This window comes from Pseudomonas sp. WS 5027 (assembly GCF_012985695.1).
In the GTDB taxonomy this organism is placed as follows: domain Bacteria; phylum Pseudomonadota; class Gammaproteobacteria; order Pseudomonadales; family Pseudomonadaceae; genus Aquipseudomonas; species Aquipseudomonas hygromyciniae.
Genome location: NZ_JAAQWU010000016.1, coordinates 113,978 through 130,316, shown reverse-complemented (window position 1 = coordinate 130,316; position 16,339 = coordinate 113,978). Strand labels below are relative to the sequence as shown.

Sequence of the window (16,339 nt, the reverse complement as noted above, 5' to 3'; positions counted from 1 at the left end):
GGCGCCTCTGACCGGGCGCCTTTTTGCTACCAGTAGTTTTCTACCGCCACCTGCCCTGGCCGACGCGCAAGGCTCAATTGCATATCGCGCTGTTTGAGCAACGTGCGGGTATCGTCGATCATCTGCGGATTGCCGCAAATCATCACCCGCGAATGCTCTGGCGTGAGGGCCACGCCCGCCGCACGTTCCAGTTCACCGTTTTCGATCAGGGTGGTGATACGCCCATTCAATGCGCCCGGGTGCTGCTCACGGGTCACGATGGGCAGGTAGGTGAGTTTATGGGCGTGTTCCTTAAGGTAGTCACGCTCGCCCAACCCCTGGATAAGTTTCTGGTAGGCCAGCTCGCAGGCCGCGCGGGCGCTGTAGACCAGAATGATGCGCTCGAATTTTTCCCAGACTTCAAAGTCCTGCAGGATCGACAGAAACGGCGCAATGCCGGTGCCGGTACCCAGCAACCACAGGTCCCGGCCATCGACAAACCGGTCCAGGGTCAGAAAGCCGGTGGCTTGGCGCTCCACCAGCAGTTCATCGCCGACACGCAAGCGGCTCAATTCACTGGTGAACTCTCCACGGGGAACCACAATGGAGAAGAACTCCAGGAACTCATCGAAGGGCGACGACACCACCGAATAAGCGCGCCACACGAGGCTGCCATCGGGCTTGCTCACACCCAGGCGAACAAACTGCCCGGCGACAAAACGAAACCCCGGGTCGCGGGTGGTGCGCAAGGTAAACAGACTGGGGGTCACTGACTGCACTTCAATCAGGGTCTGGCGTGTGAATTTTTCAGCACTGGCCGTCATAGTGGGCTCCGGGCGACAGGTAACCCCTAGTGTCGCCCAAAGTGGCGCCGGCAAACACCGTTGGTTTGTAGTGACATCCGCCCAGCCGGCGACAACCGGCGTGTATCACTGCTGTAACAGCACTTTAGTACTAACCTTATTGTGCAACCCAAACCATTTCGCGATTAACACGGCCCTTGGACCTTGCATCGCAACAGCCACTCTTGAGCGAGCATTTAACAGCACGCGGCTAACCCTTTAAAAGAGAAAGAAAATCGTCTACGGGAAGAAAACGCCGTTTTTTATCCATCTCGCAAACCGACTAAAAAGCACGGCGCTAAGTACGAAATTTCCCATCTGCACTCTACAAGCTGTCCTACACTCGATCGATACCGGTATGGGGACCCGCGTTACGAATAATCAGTGTGCGATTCATGGAGAGTTACCGATGGTCAAATGGCGCAACACACGTCTACCCAAGCTAGAGGGCGAGGATGAGGTGAATACGATGTTCGAGGCTGCTTTGAACATTACATATGAACTAGGTTTTGAATACTGTGGTTATGTAATGGGATCCAATGCGCTTTACCGCCCCAACAAGAACATCCTCCTCAACAACTATCCAAATGAATGGAACAGCATCTACAAGACAGAAAACTACTTCGAAATGGATCCCTTGGTCGACCATTGCAAACGCGATGTCTTGCCGATCGTCTGGGGAGAAAAAACCTTCGCTGCAGTGCCGGACATGTGGGTTCACGCACAAACCCATGGCTTGAGTCATGGCTGGGCCCAGTCAGTGCATGACTTCCGTGGTCTTTTCAGCATGATTACCCTGGGCCGCAGGAAGGGTCCGGTGAAACCCCATGAGCTGTACGAAAAAGCCGGCCAGGTACTGTGGATATGCCATGCACTGCATACCGTTGCCGTCCAGTCCTATGTCAAGGAACCGTCTTTCCAAAAACCCAACAAACTGACCAGCCGTGAGACAGAGATTCTGCAATGGTCAGCCATGGGCAAGACCGCTGCCGATATTGCGACGATTCTGTGCCTGTCAGAACGTACTGTTGGTTTTCATATCAGCAGTTCGATGAAAAAGCTGGGCGTCAATAACAAGATTGCCGCCGTATTCACTGCGGTCAGACATGGTCTTTTTTAAACGCAACTGGCACGCTCCCCTGAAAAAACACTGAATGTAATCCCGCTGAAAAAAAAGTAACATTTACGGCCAGTTCTGAGTGATAACGCAGCTCCTCAACACCCGCGTCGCAGTTCACTCAGAAGGTCCTTCGCCCCGCGAGGAACACCCGCCGATTATCCAGAGTTCTCCCCGCCATGCCCCTGCTCGATAGCCCCTTCGCCCAACTCGACCTGATCCGCCAGCCCGAGCAGCCAAATGAGCCGCTGCAAGCATTCGATGCAGCCGATGAATACCTGCTTGCCTATCTGGCCGCGCAGCAGCCGGCCAGCCACACCCGCGTGCTGGTGCTCAATGACAGTTTTGGCGCACTGGCCGCCAGTCTGGAAGGGCATGTGCACGTCACCAGCAGTGGTGATTCGTTTCTGGGCACCCAGGCCTTGCAAAAAAACCTGCTGCGCAATGGCAAGGCCTTCGATGCCGTATCGCTCGTGCCCGCCAGCCAGGCATTGTGCGGGCCGTTCGACCGCGTCCTGATCCGGGTGCCGAAAACCCTGGCGCTGCTGGAAGAACAGTTGATCCGTCTGCAAGGCCAATTGGCGCCCGGCGCCGAAGTGATCGCTGGCGCGATGGTCAAGCATCTGCCTCGGGCTGCCGGTGAACTGCTGGAGCGCTACATCGGCCCGATGCACGCCTCGCTGGCGGTGAAGAAGGCCCGGCTGCTGATCGCCACCCTGGCCGAACGGCCGCAGGCCGTGTCGCCCTACCCCTCGCGCTATCGCCTCGACGCTCCGGCCATCGAACTGCTCAACCATGCCAACGTGTTTTGCCGCGAAGGCCTGGACATCGGCACCCGCGCCTTCCTCCCGCACCTACCGCAAAACCTGGGCAGTGCGCGCGTGGCAGACCTGGGTTGCGGCAATGGGGTACTGGCCATTGCCAGCGCCCTGCTCAACCCCGAAGCGCAATACACCCTGGTTGATGAGTCCTATATGGCCGTGCAATCGGCCACCGAGAACTGGCAGGCAGCGCTGGGCGAACGGGCCGTCAACATTCGTCCCGGCGATGGCCTGGCAGACCAGGAACCGCAATCGCTGGACGTGGTGCTGTGCAACCCACCGTTCCATCAACAGCAAGTAGTGGGCGACTTCCTCGCCTGGCGCATGTTCCAGCAGGCCCGCGAAGCGCTGGTGGTCGGTGGCGCCTTGTACATCGTCGGCAACCGCCACCTGGGTTATCACAGCAAACTGGCGCGGCTGTTCCGTGGTGTGGAGCAGGTGGCGGCGACGCCAAAGTTCGTGATCCTCAAGGCCCGCAAATAATCCCAGGCAAAAAAAACCCTCCGCAAGGAGGGTCATAAAACCGCAGGATGTCAGTGGGTGCTCAAGCCTGCAGCGTTCATAAACATGCGCATCAGGCTAGCCACCACGAACAGGGCCAGGACGCTGCCGGTCCAGATCATCGCCAGCCAACCCAGGCGCTGCCAGAGTGGCTTTTTCTCGGCCTGTTCGATGTCGTCCAGTGAAGGTTTACCGCTCATGGTGCAGGCCTCCTAGTGATAGCCGTCTTCATGGGTCACCTTGCCGCGGAACACGTAGTAGCTCCAGAAGGTGTAGCCCAGGATGAATGGGATGATGAACAGCGTACCCACCAGCATGAAGCCCTGGCTTTGTGGCGGCGCGGCAGCGTCCCAGATCGAGACCGACGGCGGGATGATGTTTGGCCACAGGCTGATGCCCAGGCCGCTGTAGCCCAGGAAGATCAGCACCAGCGTCAACAGGAATGGCGCGTAATGGGCATTGCGGGCCACGGCACGCACCAGGGCGTACATGGTCACCAGCACCAGGATCGGCACCGGCAGGAACCAGAACAGGTTCGGCAGGGTGAACCAGCGCGAGGCGATATCCGGGTGGGCCAGGGGCGTCCAGATACTGACAATGCCAATCACCGCCAACACTACGAACGCCAGGGGCCGCGCCAGATTGTGCATCTGCTCCTGCAACTTGCCTTCAGTCTTCATGATCAGCCAGGTGCAACCCAGCAGGGCATAGGCCACGATCAAGGCCACACCGCAAAACAAAGCAAACGGTGAGAACCAGTCCAATGAGCCGCCGGCGAACTGGCGGTCAACCACCGGAATGCCTTCAATGAATGCCCCCAGCGCCACGCCCTGGAAGAAAGTGGCCGCCAGCGAGCCGCCGATAAACGCCTTGTCCCACAGGTGGCGTTTGTCATCCTTGGCCTTGAAACGGAACTCAAAAGCCACGCCACGGAAGATCAGGCCGATCAGCATCAGGATCAGCGGCAGGTACAGCGCCGAAAGCACCACCGAGTAGGCCAGTGGGAACGCGCCGAACAACGCCGCGCCCCCCAGCACCAGCCAGGTTTCGTTGCCGTCCCACACCGGTGCGACGGTGTTCATCATCACGTCGCGGTCAGTCTTGCCTGGGATAAACGGAAAGAGAATGCCGATCCCCAGGTCGAAGCCATCCATGACCACGTACATCATGATGCCGAAGATGATAATCACGGCCCAGATCAGCGGAAGATCAATACCCATGACTCAATTCCCCTTGTTCAGAGTGTCGCCGTGATCGTCGTCGCCGCTGTCATCGGCCGCCGACAATGGACGCGCCGGGGTGCGTTGCTGCCCGGGGCCGCCGTGGGCTGGATCGGTGCTTTCGTGGGTGACCGGGCCTTTGCGCACCAGGCGCATCATGTAGCCCAGGCCGGCACCGAACAGCGCGAAATACACCACCACAAACAGCGCCAGGGTGATGCTCATCTGCACAAAACTGTGGTTGGAAGAGGCGTCCGCCGTGCGCATCAGGCCGTAGACCACCCAGGGCTGGCGCCCGATTTCGGTGGTGAACCAGCCGGCCAGGATTGCAACCAACCCCGACGGGCCCATCCACAGCGCCAGGTACAGGAACGGTTTGTTGGTGTACAGCCTGTCGCCCTTGCGCAGCCAGAGGCTGAACAGGCCGGTGAGGATCATCAGCATGCCCAGGCCGACCATGATGCGAAACGACCAGAATACGATGGTCGAGTTGGCGCGATCCTCAGGCGGGAACTCCTTGAGGGCCGGCACTTGCTTGTCCAGGGAGTGGGTGAGGATCAGGCTGCCCAGATAGGGGATTTCCACTTTGTACTTGGTGCGCTCTTCCTTCATGTCCGGCCAGCCGAACAGGATCAGCGGGGTCGGCTCGTTACCGACGTTTTCCCAGTGACCTTCAATCGCAGCAATTTTCGCCGGCTGATGCTTGAGGGTGTTGAGGCCGTGGAAGTCACCGATCACCGCCTGGATCGGCGCAACGATCAGCGCCATCCACATCGCCATCGACAGCATGGTGCGGATTGCCGGAGTGTCCTTGCCCCGCAGCAGGTGCCAGGCCGCCGAGGAGCCGACGAAGAACGCCGTCGCGACAAACGCTGCGGTGGCCATATGCGCCAGGCGGTAGGGGAACGAGGGGTTGAAGATCACCGCCAGCCAATCGGTGGGGATCACCCGGCCATCGATGATTTCAAAGCCTTGCGGCGTCTGCATCCAGCTGTTGGAGGCGAGGATCCAGAACGTCGAGATCAAGGTACCGACGGCCACCATCACCGTGGCAAAGAAGTGCAACTTGCGCCCGACCTTATTCCAGCCGAACAGCATCACCCCCAGAAAACCCGCTTCGAGGAAAAACGCGGTGAGCACTTCATAGGTCAGCAAGGGTCCCGTGACGGAACCGGCGAAGTCCGAGAAGCGGCTCCAGTTGGTGCCGAACTGATAGGCCATAACCAGGCCCGAGACCACCCCCATGCCGAAGTTGACGGCAAAGATCTTCGACCAGAAATGGTAGAGGTCACGGTAGGTATCGTTGTGGGTCTTGAGCCACAGGCCTTCCAGTACCGCCAGGTAACTGGCCAGGCCAATGGTGATGGCCGGGAACAGGATATGGAACGAGATGGTGAACGCGAATTGAATTCGGGCGAGATCGAGCGCCTCCAAACCGAACATAAGTCTTCCTCTGTCAGGTAATACCGGCTGCTGGCTGGTGGCCTGCACCCACTGCCCCCACGGATATGGAGTGTGGCGAATTGCAATTCGTTCTTTTTTTACCAACCACGTAGGGATTCTGGCCTTTTGGCCGCCATACCAACGCCCCAATAAGCATTGATCTGGATCAAGCAACGATGAAAGAGTAGTCCCATTTTCCGGCTTGGACTGTGTGGTCTTTTGCCGCGTGACAGGATGACTCAGCGAAATAGATGCCTTGCTAAGGATATTTCCTTGGCAGCAACTATTTGTTACAGCTTGATGCTAATCTCGGCGCTTCCCAGGTTCAGTCCAGTCCTTGCCGATGCCCAGTGAAACCCCGCTGCTGTTACGTCATCACCGCCCGTTTATTGCGTTTTGGCTGGCCCGGATTTTTACCGCCAGCGGCTTCCAGATGCTCACCGTGGCCATCGGCTGGAACCTCTACCAACTGACCGGCAATGTGCTGGACCTGGGGTTGGTAGGCCTGGTGGAATTTGTGCCGCGGGTGCTGTTCATGCTGCACACAGGGCACGTGGCCGATCGTTACGAACGACGCAGAGTCGCCGCCATTTGCCAGACGTTGCAGGCGTTAATCGCCTTGGTGCTGGTCATTGGCAGCCTGACGGACAATGTCACCCGCGAGATGATTTTTATCCTCGCCTTCCTGCTGGGCGCAGCCCGCTCCTTCGAACTGCCCACCACCCAGGCCCTGCTGCCGAGCATCGTGCCCAGTGCCCTGTTCCCACGGGCGGTGGCGGCGGCGCAGTCGGCCCAGCAATCGGCAACCATCGTCGCGCCCGCACTGGGCGGCCTGCTCTATGCCTTCGGCAGCGCCTGGGTGTATGGCCCGACCGTATTGCTGTACCTGATTGCCTGCCTGCTGACCCTCAACCTGCCCGCCCGGCAGACACCGCTGAACAAGGGCAAGGCGACGCTGGACTCGTTGCTGGCAGGGATTCGTTTCATCCGCAGCCGACCGGACATCCTCGGGGCGATTTCCCTGGACTTGTTCGCCGTGCTGCTGGGCGGCGCCACGGCGTTGCTGCCGGTGTTTGCCAAGGACATCCTGCTGACCGGCCCCTGGGGCCTGGGTCTGCTGCGCTCGGCGCCGGCGGTTGGGGCGCTGGTGATGTCATTGTGGCTGGCGCGGTTTGCCGTGGATCGGCATGTGGGCCGCGTGATGTTTACCGCTGTCGGCGTGTTTGGCGTGGCGACCATTGCCTTTGGCCTGTCCACCTCGTTCTGGTTCTCGCTGGCGGTGCTGGTGGTACTGGGGGCGGCGGACATGATCAGCATGGTGATCCGCGCGTCATTCGTGCAGCTGGAAACCCCCGACGAAATGCGCGGGCGGGTCAGTGCGGTCAATGGCTTGTTTATTGGGGCATCCAATCAGTTGGGCGAGTTCGAGTCCGGCGTCACGGCCCACTGGCTGGGCACGGTGCCCGCCGTGGTACTGGGTGGGGTCGGGACACTGGTAGTGACCGGAGTGTGGATCAAGCTGTTCCCGACGCTGGCCAAGCGGGATCGCATGCATACGCCGACCACGTAAGTTGCCTCACTGGATGCGTAACTGAGTCACCAGGGTGTTGCGGGGGACGTTGATCGACGTGTTGCTGTACTCGAACCAGCCCGCTGCGCGGATATTCACGTCAAATACATAGATGTAGCCCATCAACGTGCCAGTGCCATTGCAGGCCTGGCTGATGGCGCCAACCTGGCAGATCGCCGTTTTCTGCCCCGCAAGCCGCGCCCCATCAAAGGTGGCGATGGAATTATTGCCCAGCCCCACTTCCATCACCGAGACCCGCGTCAGGCCACGATGCTCGCACCGCCGGGTGCTCTCGACGCCGTCGGCGATGGGCTCGCTGCACGCCCGGGACTGCACCTGGAAGACCCGCACCTCGCTCAAGGCCGGTGCAGGCGCGCCCCATGCCGGTGCCGCCGCCAGCCACAGGCCAATACAGGCGAACGGAGCTAGACTCCACGCGATGGCTTTTTTCATGCTTTCGATGACCCTGGACTGAACGTCGACGGAGTATGCCCCAAGGCCACACTCAACAAAACCGAGGCCGGACGCCACAGGCCGCCGACCTGCTGGTATGATGCGCCGCTTTTTCCGATCCTCTGTAGAAAACACGCGGCGCTTGGCGCAGTTTGTGCTTTGACTTTGAGGTCAACAAATCACGGCGCCAAGCGCGCCACAGGGAGCAGGCATGCTGGAAAAGCTGTTTCAACTCAAGGCACACAACACCAACGTGCGTACCGAGATTCTGGCCGGTATCACGACATTCCTGGCCATGGCCTACATCCTGTTCGTCAACCCGAGCATCCTCGGCGAGACCGGCATGGACAAGGGCGCGCTGTTTGTCGCTACCTGCCTGGCGGCGGCCATCGGCTCGACGATCATGGGCCTGATCGCCAACTACCCGATTGCCCTGGCACCGGGCATGGGCCTGAACGCCTTCTTTACCTACACCGTCGTGCTGCATCTGGGGCATACCTGGCAAGTGGCGCTCGGCGCGGTATTTATCTCCGCCGTGCTGTTTTTCCTGCTGTCGATCTTCCGCATCCGCGAATGGATCATCAATGCCATCCCCCTGCCCCTGCGTTCGGCGATTGCCGCCGGTATCGGCCTGTTCCTGGCGCTGATCGCCCTGCATAACGCCGGGATCGTGGTCAGCAACCCGGCGACCATGCTGGGCATGGGCGACCTGGCAAAGCCGGCGCCGATCCTGGCGACCCTGGGCTTTTTCCTGATCGTGGCCCTGGAAGCCCTGAAAGTACGCGGTGCGGTGTTGATCGGCATCCTCGCGGTGACCGTCGCTGCCATCGCGCTCGGCGTGACCCCGTTCGGCGGCGTGGTTTCGATGCCACCGTCCCTGGCCCCGACCTTCCTGCAACTGGATATCGCCGGCGCCCTCGACGTAGGCTTGATCAGTGTGATCTTCGCCTTCCTGTTCGTTGATCTGTTCGACAACTCCGGCACCCTGATCGGCGTCGCCAAGCGCGCCGGCCTGATGGGCAAGGACGGCCACATGCCGAAAATGGGACGCGCCCTGATCGCCGACAGCACCGCGGCCATGGCCGGTTCGCTGCTGGGCACCTCGACCACCACCAGCTACATCGAGTCGGCTGCTGGCGTGAGCGCTGGTGGCCGCACGGGCCTGACCGCCATCGTGGTGGCGATCATGTTCCTGCTGGCGCTGTTCTTCTCGCCACTGGCGGCCAGCGTCCCGGCGTTTGCCACCGCTCCCGCGCTGCTGTTTGTCGCGGTACTGATGACCTCGGGCCTGGCGGAAATCGACTGGGACGACATTACTGTTGCCGCACCGGTGGTAATCACCGCCCTGGCGATGCCCTTCACTTACTCCATCGCCAACGGCATCGCCTTCGGCTTCATCGCCTGGACCGGTATCAAGCTGCTTACGGGCCGCTACCGTGAACTCAACCCAGCGCTGGTGATTCTGTCGATCCTGTTCGTGATCAAGCTAGGCTGGTTCCCCGCATGACTTTTGACGCAGCAAGTTACGCCCTGCAACTGCAAGAAAAGGTCACGCGCTTGCGTGACCTGCTCGCGCCGTTCGACGCGCCCGAGCCGCAGGTCTTCGATTCGCCCCTGCAGAACTTCCGCCTGCGCGCCGAATTCCGCCTGTGGCGCGAAGACGGCCAGCGCCACTACGCGATGTTCTCCCAGGACGACAAGCGCACGCCGATCCTGATCGAAGAATTCCCTATCGCCAGCCTGCGTATCAACCAGTTGATGCCGCAACTCAAGGCCGCCTGGCAAGCCAGCGCCGCCCTGAGCCACAAGCTGTTCCAGGTGGAGTTCCTCACCACCCTGGCCGGCGATGCGATGATCACGCTGTGCTATCACCGCCCACTGGACGAGCATTGGCACACCGCTGCCAACAAGCTGGCGGCCGACCTGAACGTCAGCATCATCGGCCGCTCCAAGGGCAAGCGCGATGTGATCGGCCACGACTACGTGGTCGAGAAACTCGCTGTCGGCGGTCGCACCTTCAGCTATCGCCAGCCCGAAGGCGCGTTCACCCAGCCCAACGGTACGGTGAACCAGAAGATGCTCAACTGGGCCTATGACGCCCTGGGCGATCGCAGTGATGACCTGCTGGAGCTGTATTGCGGCAATGGCAACTTCACCCTGCCCCTGGCGACCCGCGTGCGCAAAGTGCTGGCCACCGAGATCAGCAAGACCTCGGTCAACGCCGCCCTGAGCAACCTCGATGAAAACGCGGTGGATAACGTTACCCTGGTGCGCCTGTCCGCCGAAGAACTGACCGAAGCCCTGAACGAAGTGCGGCCGTTCCGACGCCTGCACGGTATTGACCTCAAGAGCTACGAGTTCGGCAGCGTATTCGTCGACCCGCCCCGCGCAGGCATGGACCCGGACACCTGCGAGTTGACCCGGCGTTTCGAGAACATCCTGTACATCTCTTGCAACCCGGAAACGCTGGCGGCGAACATCGCACAACTGCACGACACGCACCGCATCACCCGCTGTGCGATGTTCGACCAGTTCCCATGGACCCACCATATGGAATCGGGCGTGCTGCTGACCCGGCGCTAACCCTTTAGGCCATAGCCGCTCCAAAAATGTGGGGCTTATGTGGGAGCGGGCAAGCCCGCTCCCACACAAGCCCGCTCCCACACAAGCCCGCTCCCACATTGGATTGGCGCGTATCACTCCGGCTTATTCCTCCTTGCGCGGACGGCCACCCTTCTTGCCATTGGCGCGGGCGGCTTCGGACTTGGCAGCACTGGTTTTACGGCCATTACGCGAGGCGACCATGCTCGCGGCCAGGTCCATCAAGGGCTGGCTGGTGGCGATCAAGCCGGTGATCGATACATGCAGGTCACGGGCTTCACAGCACAGTGCTTTGCCACCAAAGCCGACCTCCAGTGCCTGAAAGTCCTGCACAGAAAAACCCTCGAACTCGGCAAGGCCGGCCACTGGCAACATGATGCGGCTACCGTCGCCGAAGCCGATGCAAATGCAGTCATTTGCGTAACCCACTGAACTGGCATGGGCGTGCACCCGCTTGAGCTTGCGCCCACGGGCCACGGCCTTATCGATGTCGGCCTCAGTGATCGGGACATCGGGCCGTACTTTGGCTTTTACAACTTTCATAACTCAATCTCCACGGATCCTGGCGCCCTCACCAGATTCAAAATGGTTCGCCGCCCTGCAACATCGTGCCGGGCACTGGCAATCACGTAGACACCCCGCCGGATAACCAGCCCCGGCACAACCTCATCGGCCTCCCAGTCCCAGGAATGGTTGTCCAGGCAGACCGTTTGCAGCTTCTCCCACCAGATCCTGCGGGCCCGCGCCAGATAATGCTGCTGCTTCAACGTCTGGCGAATACCTTCCAGAACTGCACCGGATGGTCGCCGCCGCTCAGGATCCACATCCCACAACGCCACATCCCCATCCAGAAAACTGAAACGAAAACGCGCATCCCAGTCCTTGCCCATGACATGTACGTGGGGCGGGCAATGCTCATCCCTGAGCAACACTGCAATCACATGTCCTTTGTAAGTGCCTACTCTCATCGTAACCCATCCGTTAGGTTATTTATTACCGATCAGCGCCTGCTCGGGCCCCAACCGACAGCCGGCTCCTTCTAAATGCCAGGGCTGCCTCACAGACTAGTAACGAATGACACGGCTTCAAATGCCGGGTTTTAACCGCGAATGCCCAAGACCTGCGGGCTCAAACGCCTTGCTCAGAACCGGTATTCGAGCATCCCGCTCAACGTGCGGCCCCGCGCCAGGCTGAGGTTGTTGGCGTCGCCCATGGCCACGAAATAGGCTTCGTCGGTGGCGTTTTCCAGGGCCAGGCCAAGGTTCAGGTGGTCGGTCATCCAGTAACTGGCGTACAGGTCGTAGAGGGTGTATTGCGGCCACAGCGCCTGGTCGATGAAGTCGTAGCCCTGCTGATCGAGGTTGGCACCGTTACCCGAGCTGTAGCGCACACGCACCCCGGTATCCAGGCGTTTTTCCAAGAACCGCGCACCCAGCGTCAGCGAACCGCGATCTGCTGGCATATAGGTCGCGTTGCCCATGATCCGGCCGCAACTCTCCTTGTTGTTGGCAACCTCATCATCCAGCACTTCATAAGTGGTGACCGGTCTGATCCCTGGACGGCCGTCGGGACGAATGTAGGATTCGATACGCGTAGTCCTCGGCCCGCTGGTCTTGGCCCCGCCCATGTAATAGTTCTTCGAGCAGAAGTCGTTACTGCCGATCATATGGGTGTAGCTCAGGTTGGCGTAGGCCCGGCCCATGTCGTAGTTGAGCTGGTATTCCACACCGCGAAAGCGCGTCGGGTTGGTGTTGTTGACGTAGGCCATGGTCCCGAGAAAACCGCCGACACTGGTCTCCGGCAAGCTGACGCTGTGGTTGAGGAACGAGAAGTTTTCGATCTTGGTATCGAAGTAAGCGACCTTCATGCCCAGGCGGTCGTCGTTGAAAAACAGCCCTTCCTTGAACACATTGACGCCCATTTCCCAATCCCGCGACTCTTCATTCTTGAGGTAAGGATTGGGAAACACCCGCTCTGACGAGTTGCCGCCATGGGGCCGACCGGTCATGAAGGTCTCCGTGACAGCAGGCGGACGCCAGCCCTTGCCCCAGCGCGCATAGAGTTGCATCCACTCCAGCCCTGGCTTGACGCCGATGCCAAACGTGGGCGAGAAGTGCCCCTCTTCATTGTCGATATCAAACACTTCGGCCACACGCTTGGCCCCCACCAGGCTGTTGTAGAAGCGATCACGCCTGTACAGGGTCATCCCGGTTTGACCTTCCAGCCGGTAGCGGTCGTAACGCAGACCGGCATCCAGGGTCAGCCAGTTGTCATATTCGTATTGCAGGCTGTTGAACAGGCTGGCGATGGTGCGCTTGCCGCCCGGGGTGTCGCCTTCGACATACGGCAGCAGGCCCTGCAGGTTGACCGCCTCGACCTTGTTGCTGCGCGGTTTGAATTCGTCCTGGTACATCTCCAGGCCGTAGGTCCAGTTGACCCGTCCCAACGTATTGAAATCAAAGCGCGAAGTGTTGTCCGCCTGCAGGCCCCAGGTATCGGTCTGGAAGTGGTCGGTGTAACCGCCGACCTCGTTGCCCGTGCCCGGCGTCGCCAGGTTCGGCGTATTGGTCCGCGCCAATTGAGTGGTGACGTAATACGCCTTGGCCTTGAAGTCGATCAGGGGGTTGTCCGGGGTGTAGCTGTAGTCCAGCGCGACATTCTTGGCGTTGAGGTTGTTCTTGCTCACACGCCGGTAGTAAACGCTTTGCCCATCGTCGGCGGTATAGGCCCAGGCGTCGTTGCTGTCGCTGTCGCTTTGCAGGTAGCTCAGTTGCACACGCTGATCGTTGGGCAGGTTCAGGCCCAGCTTGACGATCTGCGAGCGGGTCACACTGCCCATGTCGCCGACTTCACTGTTCAACCAATCGTCAAAGGCCTCGGGCTGTTGCTTGCGCGCGCGCAGGTTGGTTCCCAGCTTCTGGTCGTTGTGGGTACCGGCGCGGTAATCGCCAAAATGCCGTTCGCTGTAGCCCAGCAGCACATCGCCACGCTCATCGCCAAAGGCAAACACGCCGCTGCCATTGAAGTAGGTGCCATTGCCCAGTTTGCCGATGCCGTTACCTGCGCGCAGGCGCCCGCCGTACTCCTTGCCATCGGCCAAAAATTCACTGGCATCCAGGGTCTTGAATGACGCGATACCACCGAGCACCGCCGCACCGCCCATGCCCGACTGGCTGCCTTTGTCGATCTCGATGCTGGAGACAAATTCAGGGTCGATCACCATGGTTCCGTTGCGCTGCTGGTGGCCGTTGACGTTGAAGTTCTGGCGCATGCCATCGATGTTCATATTGACCCGGCCATAATCCTGCACCCCACGGATGTTCACCGACAGGCCAGGGTCACGCTGATTGACGGCGGTGTAGACGCCGGCGGTTTCCTCGAGCATGTCGGCGGCGTGCCGGGGTGGGCGCTTGTCGATCTGCTCGCGGGTGATGACCGCCACCGAGCGCGGGGTTTCATACACCCAGTCACTGGGCTTACCGTTGGTATTGGCGTTGATGGTGGTGGTGCCGACGGTCAACGCGCCGTCCTGTTCGACGCTGACGCGATTGAGGGTGACCTGGCGTTCGCCGGTAAAGCGATACTCCACCGGCGCGCTGCCCAATAAGCGTCCCAGGCCTTCCTGGACACTGTACTGGCCTTTCAGCGCGGTGCTGCTGAGGCCTTGCAGGCGCGGGCTGTCGAACAGCACCTGCAGAGCGGCCTGGTCGGCAAAGGCCAGGACTGCACCGCCCAGGGGTTGGGCGGGAATATCGAACATCAGCGTCGCAGGCTGCGAAGCGCCGGCCACAGGAGCAGCGGCGTAGGCCTGCCCTGCGCAGGCAAACAGACCCAAGTGAATGGCCAGGGCCAACCGACTGCCGGTGGTGCGCCCTTTGGTGATTGCAGACATTGTTGTGATCCCTTCGCTGAGCGTTTTTTGTTTATGCGAATACTTCTCGATTAGCAAGACGCGTCAGGGATTGGGAGTCAGTAAGGTTTTTTAAAAATTGTTTGAATATCAGCCAGGAATGCGGGCTTTTGTGGGAGCTGGCACCCATCCAGGCCGGGGGTCTGCGCGGTATCAGTAAATCAGGCTGACACCCGCCAGATCAAAGCGTCGTACCTGCAACTCTTCGGTCAAGGTACCCAGGGCGTTGTCCAGCATGTCGAGGCGGAACACCGCACTGACCTCACGCTTGCCCAACTCGGCATTGCTCAACACCACCCGGCCGGGGCGGTAGCGGTTGAGCTCTTCGACCACCTTGGCCAGCGGCTGGCGATCGAACACCAGCACCCCGCGTCGCCAACTGGTGGCCCGTGCCAGGTCAAAGCCTGGCAGGCCGTTCACACCTTGCTGCGCCCTGTAGCGGGCGGCCTGCCCTTCCTGGAGGACCGTGGTTTGCGGTCGATCTTGCTGGGTCACGGCCACGCTGTGTTGCAGCACGCCCACCCACGCCTGGTCGTCTGACTCGCGGCCGACCACAAAGCGTGTGCCCAGGGCCCGGGTTTGCCCGCCGGCACTTTGCACCACGAACGGCCGGGTTTCCTGCCCGGTCATGGGCGCCACGTCAAAAATCGCCGAGCCGGCCAACAGGCTGATCCGCCGCTGCTCGCCGTCGAAGTCCAGGCGGATGGCGCTGGAGGAATCCAGCTCCACGGTGCTGCCGTCGATCAGGCGGACCATGCGCACCTCGCCCTTGGCGGTCAGGTAGTCGGCCTGCATCTGCAGCAAGGCTTGCGGCCCCTGCAACCAGCCAACACCGGCGACCACCAGCAACAGCGCGACACCCGCAGCCACGCGCCATGGCCGCCGACGCTGGACGCGACGCGGTGGCACACCAGCCGACGGCGGACGCTGGCGATACACCGGCGCATCCAGTTGCAGATCACCCAGCGCCGCCCAGGTCTGCTGGGCAAACTCCAGTTCTGCGGCGTGGCGACTGTCGCTGTCGATCCAGCGTTGCAGTTCGGCATATTCCTGCACATCCAGCCCCCCCGCCTGCAGGCGCACCGCCCAATCGGCGGCGACCTCGGTAATGCTGGGCTGTGGCGACTCCTGGCTATTCACGTGTGAGTCTCGAATTCTCGTTGTATGAAACAGTGACGTTTGAGCTGCGTTTTTTCAGTAACTCATTCACCGGATGGCGTCACATCGCCCGCCCGCAAACGCTGCATGACATGTGCCAGCGCCTTGGCCAGATGCTTTTGCACTGAACTGTCGGAAATTTCAAGATGCCGCGCGACCTGGGCGTGGGTCATGCCCTCGACACGGTTAAGGCGGAAAATCTGCTGGGTACGCTCCGGCAGTTCCGCCAACGCCTGCTTCAATGCCTGTCGCTGTTGCTGCGCCATTGCCTGAGCCTCCAACCCGGCCACTTCATCTTCAATCTCGGCCAACGCCTCATGGGGCATGGAGTCGGTCTTGCGCCGCGCCTCCTGGCGGATATGGTCGATCAACAGATTGCTTGCCGTGCGGTAGAGATAACCTTGGGTGTTGTCGATCCGCTCGCTGGACGGCTTTTGGGCCAGGCGCAAGAAACTCTCCTGCACCAGGTCCGCAGCCAACTGAGGGTCCCGCACCTTGCGCAGCAGATACCGGCGCAGGGTATCGGCGTGCTTGAGAAACAGGCCCTTGAGATCCACGTCCGACAAACCGACTCCCTGGGGTGTATAGGAAACAGGCGGGCATCTTAAGCGTTGTCGAGAATGATTTTCAATTGATATCAACTCTTGGGCAGTCCCGACGGGCTTTATTCAGCGTTCGATAATCGAACGGTTATCCACAGTGCAGCGCTTGGCCAATTGACCAA

General features: G+C 60.5%; 15 protein-coding genes. 5 read left to right on the top strand and 10 right to left on the bottom strand.

Going from position 1 to position 16,339, the window contains the following annotated elements; genetic code table 11:
* Positions 1 to 26: 26 nt before the first annotated feature.
* Positions 27 to 803: a ferredoxin--NADP reductase gene (locus tag HBO09_RS19880; RefSeq protein ID WP_169999401.1), complete on the bottom strand. Its 777-nt coding sequence runs from the start codon at positions 801 to 803 to the stop codon at positions 27 to 29.
* A 427-nt stretch (positions 804 to 1,230) separates the two neighbouring features.
* Here HBO09_RS19880 and HBO09_RS19875 point away from each other — a divergent pair, with 427 nt between their 5' ends.
* Entirely contained in the window at positions 1,231 to 1,941 is a 711-nt protein-coding gene (locus tag HBO09_RS19875; protein WP_169999400.1) for a LuxR family transcriptional regulator, read from the top strand.
* Between the two features lie 176 nt (positions 1,942 to 2,117).
* Entirely contained in the window at positions 2,118 to 3,242 is a 1,125-nt protein-coding gene (locus tag HBO09_RS19870) for a methyltransferase (protein WP_169999399.1), read from the top strand.
* A gap of 50 nt (positions 3,243 to 3,292) precedes the next feature.
* Here the strand turns inward: HBO09_RS19870 and HBO09_RS19865 are convergent, their stop codons facing one another.
* From HBO09_RS19865 to HBO09_RS19855, 3 genes are read right to left on the bottom strand one after another with little or no spacing between them, the layout of a single operon-like run.
* Positions 3,293 to 3,460 carry a DUF2474 domain-containing protein gene (locus HBO09_RS19865; RefSeq protein WP_065942821.1) on the bottom strand — a complete coding sequence of 56 codons (168 nt, stop codon included), beginning with the start codon at positions 3,458 to 3,460 and terminating at the stop codon, positions 3,293 to 3,295.
* 12 nt (positions 3,461 to 3,472) lie between these two features.
* Complete coding sequence (cydB, locus tag HBO09_RS19860; protein WP_029292140.1) at positions 3,473 to 4,480, bottom strand: cytochrome d ubiquinol oxidase subunit II; 1,008 nt, start codon at positions 4,478 to 4,480, stop codon at positions 3,473 to 3,475.
* Positions 4,481 to 4,483: 3 nt separating this feature from the next.
* Entirely contained in the window at positions 4,484 to 5,923 is a 1,440-nt protein-coding gene (locus HBO09_RS19855) for a cytochrome ubiquinol oxidase subunit I (protein ID WP_169999398.1), read from the bottom strand.
* A gap of 343 nt (positions 5,924 to 6,266) precedes the next feature.
* On the opposite strand from HBO09_RS19855, the gene HBO09_RS19850 reads away from it, so the two are divergent.
* The gene (locus HBO09_RS19850) at positions 6,267 to 7,493 is read left to right on the top strand and encodes an MFS transporter (protein ID WP_169999397.1); all 1,227 of its coding nucleotides are present in this window, start codon (positions 6,267 to 6,269) and stop codon (positions 7,491 to 7,493) included.
* A 6-nt stretch (positions 7,494 to 7,499) separates the two neighbouring features.
* On the opposite strand, the gene HBO09_RS19845 is transcribed toward HBO09_RS19850, so the two are convergent.
* Positions 7,500 to 7,946, bottom strand: coding sequence for a DUF4879 domain-containing protein (locus HBO09_RS19845; RefSeq protein WP_169999396.1), 447 nt, complete (start codon positions 7,944 to 7,946; stop codon positions 7,500 to 7,502).
* Between the two features lie 211 nt (positions 7,947 to 8,157).
* Between HBO09_RS19845 and HBO09_RS19840 the strand changes: the two genes are divergently transcribed.
* Together HBO09_RS19840 and trmA are read left to right on the top strand one after the other, a co-directional pair.
* Positions 8,158 to 9,453 (top strand): NCS2 family permease, encoded by a 1,296-nt coding sequence (locus HBO09_RS19840; protein ID WP_029292147.1) that lies wholly within the window; start codon positions 8,158 to 8,160, stop codon positions 9,451 to 9,453.
* Positions 9,450 to 10,529, top strand: a complete 1,080-nt coding sequence (gene trmA / locus HBO09_RS19835; protein ID WP_029292149.1) for a tRNA (uridine(54)-C5)-methyltransferase TrmA — start codon at positions 9,450 to 9,452, stop codon at positions 10,527 to 10,529. Before HBO09_RS19840 ends, trmA begins: the two co-directional genes overlap by 4 nt.
* Before the next feature lie 123 nt (positions 10,530 to 10,652).
* Here the strand turns inward: trmA and HBO09_RS19830 are convergent, their stop codons facing one another.
* The 5 genes from HBO09_RS19830 to HBO09_RS19810 all read right to left on the bottom strand — a co-directional run bounded on the left by HBO09_RS19830 (position 10,653) and on the right by HBO09_RS19810 (position 16,181).
* Positions 10,653 to 11,090 carry a DUF2442 domain-containing protein gene (locus tag HBO09_RS19830; protein WP_169999395.1) on the bottom strand — a complete coding sequence of 146 codons (438 nt, stop codon included), beginning with the start codon at positions 11,088 to 11,090 and terminating at the stop codon, positions 10,653 to 10,655.
* The gene (locus HBO09_RS19825) at positions 11,087 to 11,515 is read right to left on the bottom strand and encodes a DUF4160 domain-containing protein (RefSeq protein WP_169999394.1); all 429 of its coding nucleotides are present in this window, start codon (positions 11,513 to 11,515) and stop codon (positions 11,087 to 11,089) included. Before HBO09_RS19825 ends, HBO09_RS19830 begins: the two co-directional genes overlap by 4 nt.
* A 173-nt stretch (positions 11,516 to 11,688) precedes the next feature.
* On the bottom strand, positions 11,689 to 14,439 hold the full coding sequence (locus HBO09_RS19820; RefSeq protein WP_169999393.1) for a TonB-dependent receptor: 2,751 nt from the start codon (positions 14,437 to 14,439) through the stop codon (positions 11,689 to 11,691).
* Positions 14,440 to 14,610: 171 nt separating this feature from the next.
* Positions 14,611 to 15,597, bottom strand: a complete 987-nt coding sequence (locus HBO09_RS19815) for a FecR family protein (RefSeq protein WP_169999392.1) — start codon at positions 15,595 to 15,597, stop codon at positions 14,611 to 14,613.
* Between the two features lie 62 nt (positions 15,598 to 15,659).
* Complete coding sequence (locus HBO09_RS19810; RefSeq protein WP_169999391.1) at positions 15,660 to 16,181, bottom strand: RNA polymerase sigma factor; 522 nt, start codon at positions 16,179 to 16,181, stop codon at positions 15,660 to 15,662.
* Positions 16,182 to 16,339 lie beyond the last annotated feature (158 nt).